Origin of the sequence: Bradyrhizobium lablabi, assembly GCF_018131005.1 — a bacterium.
In the GTDB taxonomy this organism is placed as follows: Bacteria; Pseudomonadota; Alphaproteobacteria; order Rhizobiales; family Xanthobacteraceae; genus Bradyrhizobium; species Bradyrhizobium lablabi_D.
In genome coordinates this window covers 21,789-29,366 of record NZ_JAFCJK010000024.1, presented here as the reverse complement: position 1 = coordinate 29,366, position 7,578 = coordinate 21,789, and the positions used below count along the sequence as shown (strand labels likewise).

The window sequence follows — 7,578 nt, the reverse complement described above, 5'->3', positions numbered from 1 at the left end:
GGCTGGGGCATCGGCGGTGGCAAGCCGCCGGGTAAAACGTTGATCAGTGAGTTCGGACTGTCGATGCACGTCGAGTCGCGGCGCAGCGCCAAAACGCGACATGTCCTGGTCGATTTCGGCTTCACACCGGACGCGCTGGTCAACAACGCCAATCTCGTAGGCATCGATCCGGCTGCGCTTGATGCCCTTTGTCTTGAGCCACGGTCACTACGATCATTTTTGGCGGCCTCGCCGGCTTCCTAAAACAAAACAACGGCAAGCTCAAAGCCAAGCTACCGATTTACATCGGTGGCGAGGACGCATTCTGCTCCCGCGAATGGACGGCTCCGCCGGTGCGCGGCGACTTCGGAGCCTTGGATCGCAAGGCACTGGAAGGTGCCAATGTTGCGGTGATCTATGCAGAAGGGCCGGCACTGGTCGCCGATCACGGCTTCACGACGGGGCACATCAGCCAAACGAGCTTTGAGAAGCTGCTGTCCCCCAGCGCCATGAAGATCGGCGTGGACCACGGCATTGGATGCTATGCCGACAAGCTTCCGGAGGACGAACGGACAAAGGCTGTCATCCCGGACCAATTCCGACACGAGATCGCCACCGCATTCAATCTAAAAGGTCGCGGGTTGATCGTGTTGACGTCTTGCAGCCATCGCGGGGTAATTAACGCAATCAAGCAAGCTCAAGCGGCTGCGGGTATCAGCAAGGTTCATGCGGTGATCGGCGGGTTTCATCTTGCGCCCTACAAGGAGGACTATGTGCGTGACACGATCGCAGCGCTGACGGGTATCGACATCGATTACGTCATTCCACTGCACTGCACTGGTGAGCCGTTCTATGAGATGGCAAAGGCCGAGATGCCGAACAAGCTCCTGCGCTCCTACACGGGCACGCGCTTCATCTTCGGTGCCTGAGAAGGACACACGTCCTGACGCTCGGCCGCGACGGGGGGTGCAATGCTGGCCGCAAGTCAAACCCGGCCGAGCGAGACCGGGCTTTTCGGATTATCTTTGGCCAGCGGTGCCTAACTCGACTCCGGGGTAGCGATTCGCGTGACTTCACACGATGCGTTCCTTGTCTGACTGTTCCTCGACAGTGGTCGCGGTTTCTTCCCACCCCTTTTCGTAGTTGCTCGCGAACCTCTCGAGACCGTCGGCCCACATCCTCAGCATTGAGACCTGAAGGCGCATCATCGGTTTCAAGGCATTCATGCCGATTGTTGTCGCTGCGGCGGTGCGCCTTTGTGGCTCGCGCACGAAACGGTTTGCGCTAGAGGTCAGGTCTGCCATGCGTTCGCTCCTTCTGGTTTACGGCCAAAAGCTAAGTGTCGGATTGTGCACTGCGTGATTCTAAATACTCGGCCAAAGCTCGATCTGCCGCGAGGCTCGCAAGTCGGTCGTCGTGCAATTCGTCCAGTTCTTTCAAGTATACCACTGCCGCCATTTGCAAGAGATCAAAATCATAATCGCCCGTGTCACAAAGATTGGTGACGTAGCGGTAGAGGGCGGAACGCCTGCTATCGTTCTCACTGATACCGCTGTGGCGCAGCAAGTAGTTCCGCCAAGCGAACGCACACGCGCCTTCTCTTGCCTGAGCATTCATGGGCACCTCCCAAGCTCAGAGAAAGATTGATAAGCGGTTTCGTTCCGCGAATTTCTCAGCTGTAACGCTGTTCCGTAGCTGCGCCGCAAAGTGTTCGGCGAGGCAATCGGCTCTGCGACATCCGCGACACGATCGGTCACGAGCTATTCCCTAGAAAACAGGAGCAGGCGGCAAACTGGCCGCTTTCGAATTGTTCCCAGGGAAAACGCGACTGCACAACGTTATTGGCCACTTCCCGGACGTCGTGCAATGTCTCCTCACACGCCGCTGCTGGGGGCAAGCGGGCATCGCAGATTGAGGTGAAGAACCGGTCGCACCCGCGACAGTCGCGTGGCGCATCTATTCTAGGTCCCGCGGATGTCGGCTTTTGGGGTCTGAGCAGAAATATTCCGCTCGATCAGAGCATTGCCGGTTTAGACCCAACTCGGACATTCGCAGTCGCTGGTTTTGACCAGATTGCTCGTGCGACATCCTTGCCAGTATGAAGGTGTCTTGGATGGGCGTAGTCTTTCTAGAGCTGCTATTCGAGACAGGACGTGCCGACGTCTCCGTTCGAGGCGAATGGCAGTGCGGAATGCCGTCGGCGGGCATTACACTCAATAAAACCGACAGTTCTTTTGTGCCGGTCCCTCACCGAGCGCTCGCCGTGCGCATGCGAGGGCACGCGATGTGCTCGATTCGACCGCAACGAGCGAGTGCCGCTCATGTTTCGAAAAACACATCCCGAACCAGGCGATCCAGCGGCCGGCAATGGAATTCTAAGCCGCCGCATTTTTCTTGAAGGCGCGCTCGTTGTCGGTGCGACCGGCGCGGGCCTGTCCTGCGGATCGGCAGAACCGCTTACGGTGCAGCCGTGGATGAAGGTGCCGGGTCCGGGATTTGCGGACTACGGCCAGCCCTCACCGTTCGAGAGCAAGGTCGTCAAAGTCTTTCCGCCGCCCCCCAACCCGGCTGGTGTCGGCGCATCACGCACGCCGCTGCACCTGCTCGAAGGAATGATCACGCCATCTGGGCTGCATTTCGAGCGTAGCCATTCCGGCATCCCAGAAATCGATCCGGATCAACACGGGCTGGTGATCCATGGACTTGTGAAGCGGCCGCTTGTGTTTACGGTCGAAGCGCTGTCGCGCTATCCGATGCAATCGCGCATCGCCTTCATCGAGTGTGGCGGCAACAGCCAGGCGCTCAACGCGCCTCAGGCGCAGCCGCTCAATGTGGCGGCTATTCACGGCCTGCTGGGTTGCGCGGAATGGACCGGCGTGCAGCTCCACGTTGCTCGACGAAGCTGGCATCCAACCTGAGGCGCGCTGGATGATCGCCGAGGGTGCTGATGCTACCGCCATGAGCCGCAGCATCCCGCTCACCAAGGCGATGGATGATGCGCTGCTCTGTCTCTATCAGAACGGCGAGCGAGTGCGGCCTTCGAACGGCTATCCGCTGCGGCTGCTGCTGCCTGGGTTCAAGGGCAACATGAACGTGAAGTGGCTGCGCCGGCTCAAGCTGACTGCCGGCCCCGCTATGACCAAAGACGAAACATCGAAATACACGATCCTGCTCAAGGATGAAAAGGCCTGGCAGTTCGTGTTCCCGATCGAGGTAAAATCCGTCATCACGCGTCCGTCGCCGGGACTTGCGCTGAGGGGACCGGGATTCTACGAGATTTCCGGGCTGGCCTGGTCGGGCAACGCAGCATCCGGCAGGTCGCCGTGTCGGCTGACGGCGGACGAAGCTGGGCGCCGGCAGCTTTGCAGGGTCCGATCCTGCCAAAGGCGCCCGTGCGCTTCCGCGCAGCGTGGCAATGGGATGGCGGGCCCGCCGTGCTGCAAAGTCGCGCCACCGACGACACGGGCATGGTGCAGCCAACGCGCGTGCAGTTCGCCGACGAGCGCGGCTTGCGTGGGGTCTACCACTACAACGCCATCGCAAGCTGGCGCATCGACGAGATGGGGGAGGCCAGCAATGTTTACGCTTAAACCCATTGCAGTCTGCGTATCTATGCTGACCATTGCACCGGCGGCCCTCGCCCAGGCCCCGCAGTTCGGGCAACCGATCGCGCCCGCCGACACCGCGGCGTGGGACATCAGCATCGGACCGGACGGCGCAGGCCTGCCGCTTGGTCGTGGCACCGCAATCGAGGGGGAAGCGATCTATGTAGCGAAATGTCAGGCCTGTCACGGCGAGAAGGGAATCAGCCCCAGCGTCGCGCTCGCTGGAGCGCTCGTCGGCGGCATGGGCTCACTGGCGCCGGACAAAACACCGATAAAGACCGTGGGAAGTTTCTGGCCCTATGCAACGACCCTGTTCGACTACATCCGCCGCGCAATGCCATTCCAGGAGTCGAAATCGCTCACCGCGGATGAACTCTACGCAGTATCGGCCTATATCCTCAATCTCAACGGGATCATTGGGCCGAACGATGTGATCGATGCGCAGTCGCTGCCCAAGGTGAGGATGCCGAACCGCGACGGGTTTATCCCGTTCCCGCGCAATCCGAAGTAGCTTCGGGGCCGGCCCTTGGTCCACAATCGCGAAGTGCCATCCCGTTTACCGCATGGCCGTTCATCGCGGTAGACCGGAAGTAACCGGCGCACCGTCAGAATGGCGAGATTGACCAAGACTTTCGGCGGCCGCGCCTTCTCGGATCTTTCAGAGTCCACGGCAATCATTTGGTCGACATTTCGCGGAGTGGCGCCTCGTCGAATGCGCCAACCGCATGCAATTGGTCTCTTACGAAGAAACGAACCTTAAGCCTTCAGGTCCGTGATCCGCATGACCGCGACCGCATTCCCACCTTTGTACGCCTGCTCTTTTGTGTCCTTGTTGCAGGTCCAGACAAAGTTCTTCTTCGCCGTAAAGGTCTTTCCCTCCTGCTCAATCCGAAGCTCCCCTCGGGGATATGGCAGATCATGGCATTCATCATCGGGTGGGCCGGCTGTCTTCGATCCCGGCCGCATAAAATGGTGCTATCCGAGTCTCCCAAAAAAACCCCAGCTCCTGAGCGAAGCTGGGGTCTCTTTAACATGCGATTTTTTTACAAGGACTCGCATCAGGCGCATCCCTACTCAACTTTGAGCCCGTTCATTTGGAGTTTTGCGCATGGGCCAGGCGCTTCCATCATTCCGGACGACCGGCTCGACCGGACCTTCTATATCGTGCTTGAGGACTTCACGAGCGGCGCGGCCTTCCGCGAGACCGACGAGGGCTTGGACTATCCGACCCTGATCAAGGACCTGCTCTCCGGCCAATACGACGATGTGCTGCGGATAGTCGCCTTCAACGCGGCCGAGGGCTGGTCGCGGGACGCCTCCGCCGAAGTGGCCCACGATCTGGAGCGGTTGATCGGCGCCGAGGGTCTTGAGGTCTCCGACATCCTCAGGGACTTCATCGTGAGCTATATCGGCCGGCCGATCGGTGCACAGTTGGCGCTGCCGCTGCGGCCCTGAGGACCCTGATCCGCAATGTACGGCGCGTGCGGTTTGCGTCGGCGACCGTTACGCCAATTGCGAACGATCCATTATGTTTAGAAGTTGACGGAACATCACCGCACGAACCCCCGGCTACTATCGGTGATGGGATCGCCCATCACGCCCTCCTCTAACGGAATGGAGCAGCGCATGATCAAGCGGCGCCGTTTCAAACAAACACAGTCCCTTGAAGAGCGCCTGATCAGCGAAGCCAGAGAGCTGCGCGAGCAGGCCAAGCTGATGCCCGCTGGCGCCCAGCGAAACGACCTGTTGCGCAGGGCACGGTACGAAGAATCGGCAGCGCGCATGATAGCTTGGCTGAAGCCTCGCGCGACCGCTTGACGCGATCCCCGGCCTCCCCCTCGCGATCGTAAGCTCTTCTCTCGCCAACGTATCGGCTACGGTGGTCGATGCTTTGCGAGGGGTTGGCTTCTACCATGTGGTACATCAATGGCGTCTTGTTCGCGCCGGCAATGGCATCCCCGCTCCGCATTGACAGCCCATCGGATCTTCAGTCCAGGCGAGGTGCGGATGGTTCTCGCAACCCAGCCCCGAAACAGATTGAGCAGCTTCTGTTCATCTAAAGAGTGTCGGGGGTCCGAAGCGGGGATGATTTGTCCCTATTACGCAATTCCTGTTCGGCCAATTCCCAAAATTCCTTGTCGCGGCCTTCAGGCCGCCCAGCCTCTTCCCACAACCTATGAGCAAGAGCGCGTATCTCGTCGTCAGTCGGTTCAGCCATTGCTTTTTCATTCTGCTCGCTGCGCAAGGCTAACGCGGGCTAACGTCGACCGGTTCCAACCGGCTGCCTAGCCGCGGAACGATTGCGCTCTTGCTGTTCGTGTCGCTCTGACGGTCGCGAAAACTTTCAACCTCTTCGGGCTCTCGTTCGTCGATGCTGGCCAAGTCGTCGCGCGCTTTGCGGTCAACCCGAAGGAGTTCGTCCAGCTTGGCGTGAATGGCTTGCGTATCGCGATGCTCCGAGCGCTGGATAAACAGCGTCATCAGCAGGGTGGCGAGTGTGGCGACGCCGTGCCAGTTGAGCGTCGTAGCATCCAAAATCAGCCACAGCACGGCGTAAAGACCGATGGCCGCCACGGCCCATGGGCTTGACAGCCATGTCCCGGCATTTGTGAGAAGTCGCCTCACGGGTTCACGCGCCGAGGCGCTTTTCCACGCGCCTGCGGTTATTGCCGACCTTCTTCACCGCTTTCTTGACCGACGCAGCCGACTTGCGCGTCTTCTTCGCCTCGTAGCGAACCTCATAGGCCTCTCCGCCGGCAATGCGCGCCCGGTCCTGTTTGCGGCCTCGCGCGGTCTTCTTCGCCTTTGCCATTATGGTCTCCCACTCTGGTCTTGGACCAACGCGGGCTAACCTCGACTGGTTCCGCCGGCCGCAGCGACCGGAACGATTGCGCCTGTGTCAGTTTGAATCACCTGTTTGAGTTACGGAGTGTGTTGTGGCGTTTCAGCGCAGGAAGCCACCGGCGATCGGGACGAAGGCGCCCTTCCCCGGCTTCATTGCACCTGCGCTCGCCTCGCCGGTCGACAAGGTGCCGAGCGGCGCGCGCTGGATTCACGAGATCAAGTTCGATGGCTATCGCGTCCAGGTGCACCTCGCCAACGAAGCGGTGAAGATCTTCACCCGGCTGGCAACGACTGGACCAAGCGCTTCAAGAAGGTCGCCAACGACGACTGGCACATCTCGGCGTCCTCCGCGATCGTCGACGGCGAGATCGTGGTGCCGAGCGCCAACGGCACCACGGATTTCTGGGTGCTACAGAACGAGCTGCGCGGCAAGTCCACCAGGATCGTGCTGGTCGCCTTCGATCTGCTCTATCTCAACGGCCGCGACCTGCAGAAGCTACCGCTGCTCGAGCGCAAGGCCGAGCTCAAGAAGATCATCGCCGGCAGCGACATCCAGTTCAGCGAGAGCTTCGAAGTCGACGGCCGCGAGATGTTCGCGCACGCCTGCAAGATCGGCCTGGAGGGCGTCGTCTCCAAGGTCCGCGACAGCATCTATCCCACCGGCAGAAGCGGCCGCGACTGGGTGAAGAAGACCTGCGCGCAGCGCGAGACGCTGACGATCGCGGGCTTCGCGCTCGACGGCGACGAATGGAACGGCATCTATGTCGGCCGGCGCAAGGGCGACGATCTGATCTACGCCGGCAAGGTCGACTACGGCTTCGACAAGGCCTCGATCGCCGACCTCCGCAAGCGTTTGACGCCGCTGATCCGCAAGACCAGCCCTACACCAGGCGCATCACGCACAAGGCGATCTGGGTCGAGCCCCGAGGTGCTGGCCGAGATCGGGTACCGCGCCAAATTGGCCGAGGGCAAGGTGCGGCATCCATTCTTTCGGGGCGTGCGGGAGGATCTTTGACCGGTCAGCTGTGATGACACCGGGCCAGTGTGCGAGCAACGCCCCGGCTCCTGGGATTTGGGGTTCTCGGGAGCCGGGGCCGGGAGTGTAGCTTGGAAGCTGCCGCCCGAACCCACGACGAGCGGCATCAAGAAA

General features: G+C 60.6%; 11 protein-coding genes and 2 pseudogenes. 8 read left to right on the top strand and 5 right to left on the bottom strand.

The genetic code is table 11. The features are described from left to right. Both JQ553_RS33925 and JQ553_RS33920 read left to right on the top strand, forming a co-directional pair. Window positions 1-243 (top strand): annotated as a pseudogene (locus JQ553_RS33925) (hypothetical protein); the annotation flags it as partial. An 89-nt stretch (window positions 244-332) separates the two neighbouring features. Then, window positions 333-908, top strand: coding sequence for an MBL fold metallo-hydrolase (locus JQ553_RS33920; RefSeq protein WP_212504427.1), 576 nt, complete (start codon window positions 333-335; stop codon window positions 906-908). Between the two features lie 144 nt (window positions 909-1,052). Here the strand turns inward: JQ553_RS33920 and JQ553_RS33915 are convergent, their stop codons facing one another. Together JQ553_RS33915 and JQ553_RS33910 are read right to left on the bottom strand one after the other, a co-directional pair. Next, complete coding sequence (locus JQ553_RS33915; RefSeq protein WP_212504426.1) at window positions 1,053-1,283, bottom strand: hypothetical protein; 231 nt, start codon at window positions 1,281-1,283, stop codon at window positions 1,053-1,055. A gap of 31 nt (window positions 1,284-1,314) precedes the next feature. After that, a complete protein-coding gene (locus tag JQ553_RS33910; protein WP_212504425.1) occupies window positions 1,315-1,596 on the bottom strand; it encodes a hypothetical protein in 282 nt (93 codons plus the stop codon). 704 nt (window positions 1,597-2,300) lie between these two features. Between JQ553_RS33910 and JQ553_RS35400 the strand changes: the two are divergent. The 5 genes and pseudogenes from JQ553_RS35400 to JQ553_RS33890 all read left to right on the top strand — a co-directional run. Then, window positions 2,301-3,051 (top strand): annotated as a pseudogene (locus JQ553_RS35400) (molybdopterin-dependent oxidoreductase); the annotation flags it as partial. A 251-nt stretch (window positions 3,052-3,302) separates the two neighbouring features. Beyond that, window positions 3,303-3,569, top strand: a complete 267-nt coding sequence (locus JQ553_RS34770; protein WP_249144859.1) for a hypothetical protein — start codon at window positions 3,303-3,305, stop codon at window positions 3,567-3,569. Beyond that, window positions 3,556-4,095: a c-type cytochrome gene (locus JQ553_RS33900; RefSeq protein ID WP_212504424.1), complete on the top strand. Its 540-nt coding sequence runs from the start codon at window positions 3,556-3,558 to the stop codon at window positions 4,093-4,095. Before JQ553_RS34770 ends, JQ553_RS33900 begins: the two co-directional genes overlap by 14 nt. A gap of 521 nt (window positions 4,096-4,616) precedes the next feature. Further along, window positions 4,617-5,039, top strand: coding sequence for a hypothetical protein (locus JQ553_RS33895; RefSeq protein ID WP_249144846.1), 423 nt, complete (start codon window positions 4,617-4,619; stop codon window positions 5,037-5,039). 171 nt (window positions 5,040-5,210) lie between these two features. Next, window positions 5,211-5,402 (top strand): hypothetical protein, encoded by a 192-nt coding sequence (locus tag JQ553_RS33890; protein ID WP_212504423.1) that lies wholly within the window; start codon window positions 5,211-5,213, stop codon window positions 5,400-5,402. A 238-nt stretch (window positions 5,403-5,640) separates the two neighbouring features. Here the strand turns inward: JQ553_RS33890 and JQ553_RS33885 are convergent, their stop codons facing one another. The 3 genes from JQ553_RS33885 to JQ553_RS33875 are packed head-to-tail and all read right to left on the bottom strand — an operon-like array spanning window position 5,641 to window position 6,396. Further along, a complete protein-coding gene (locus tag JQ553_RS33885; RefSeq protein WP_212504422.1) occupies window positions 5,641-5,802 on the bottom strand; it encodes a DUF2934 domain-containing protein in 162 nt (53 codons plus the stop codon). A 29-nt stretch (window positions 5,803-5,831) separates the two neighbouring features. Then, complete coding sequence (locus JQ553_RS33880; protein ID WP_409363117.1) at window positions 5,832-6,158, bottom strand: low affinity iron permease family protein; 327 nt, start codon at window positions 6,156-6,158, stop codon at window positions 5,832-5,834. 55 nt (window positions 6,159-6,213) lie between these two features. Beyond that, window positions 6,214-6,396, bottom strand: a complete 183-nt coding sequence (locus JQ553_RS33875; RefSeq protein ID WP_212504420.1) for a DUF3606 domain-containing protein — start codon at window positions 6,394-6,396, stop codon at window positions 6,214-6,216. A gap of 117 nt (window positions 6,397-6,513) precedes the next feature. Between JQ553_RS33875 and JQ553_RS33870 the strand changes: the two genes are divergently transcribed. Further along, window positions 6,514-7,443 carry a DNA ligase gene (locus tag JQ553_RS33870; protein ID WP_312015228.1) on the top strand — a complete coding sequence of 310 codons (930 nt, stop codon included), beginning with the start codon at window positions 6,514-6,516 and terminating at the stop codon, window positions 7,441-7,443. Window positions 7,444-7,578 lie beyond the last annotated feature (135 nt).

Bases quoted from the DNA above. Each gene is read 5' to 3' on its own strand.
- JQ553_RS33915 (WP_212504426.1), bottom strand. From the start codon at position 1,283: ATGGCAGACCTGACCTCTAGCGCAAACCGTTTCGTGCGCGAGCCACAA.
- JQ553_RS33910 (WP_212504425.1), bottom strand. From the start codon at position 1,596: ATGAATGCTCAGGCAAGAGAAGGCGCGTGTGCGTTCGCTTGGCGGAAC.
- JQ553_RS33900 (WP_212504424.1), top strand. From the start codon at position 3,556: ATGTTTACGCTTAAACCCATTGCAGTCTGCGTATCTATGCTGACCATT.
- JQ553_RS33895 (WP_249144846.1), top strand. From the start codon at position 4,617: ATGCGATTTTTTTACAAGGACTCGCATCAGGCGCATCCCTACTCAACT.
- JQ553_RS33890 (WP_212504423.1), top strand. From the start codon at position 5,211: ATGATCAAGCGGCGCCGTTTCAAACAAACACAGTCCCTTGAAGAGCGC.
- JQ553_RS33885 (WP_212504422.1), bottom strand. From the start codon at position 5,802: ATGGCTGAACCGACTGACGACGAGATACGCGCTCTTGCTCATAGGTTG.
- JQ553_RS33875 (WP_212504420.1), bottom strand. From the start codon at position 6,396: ATGGCAAAGGCGAAGAAGACCGCGCGAGGCCGCAAACAGGACCGGGCG.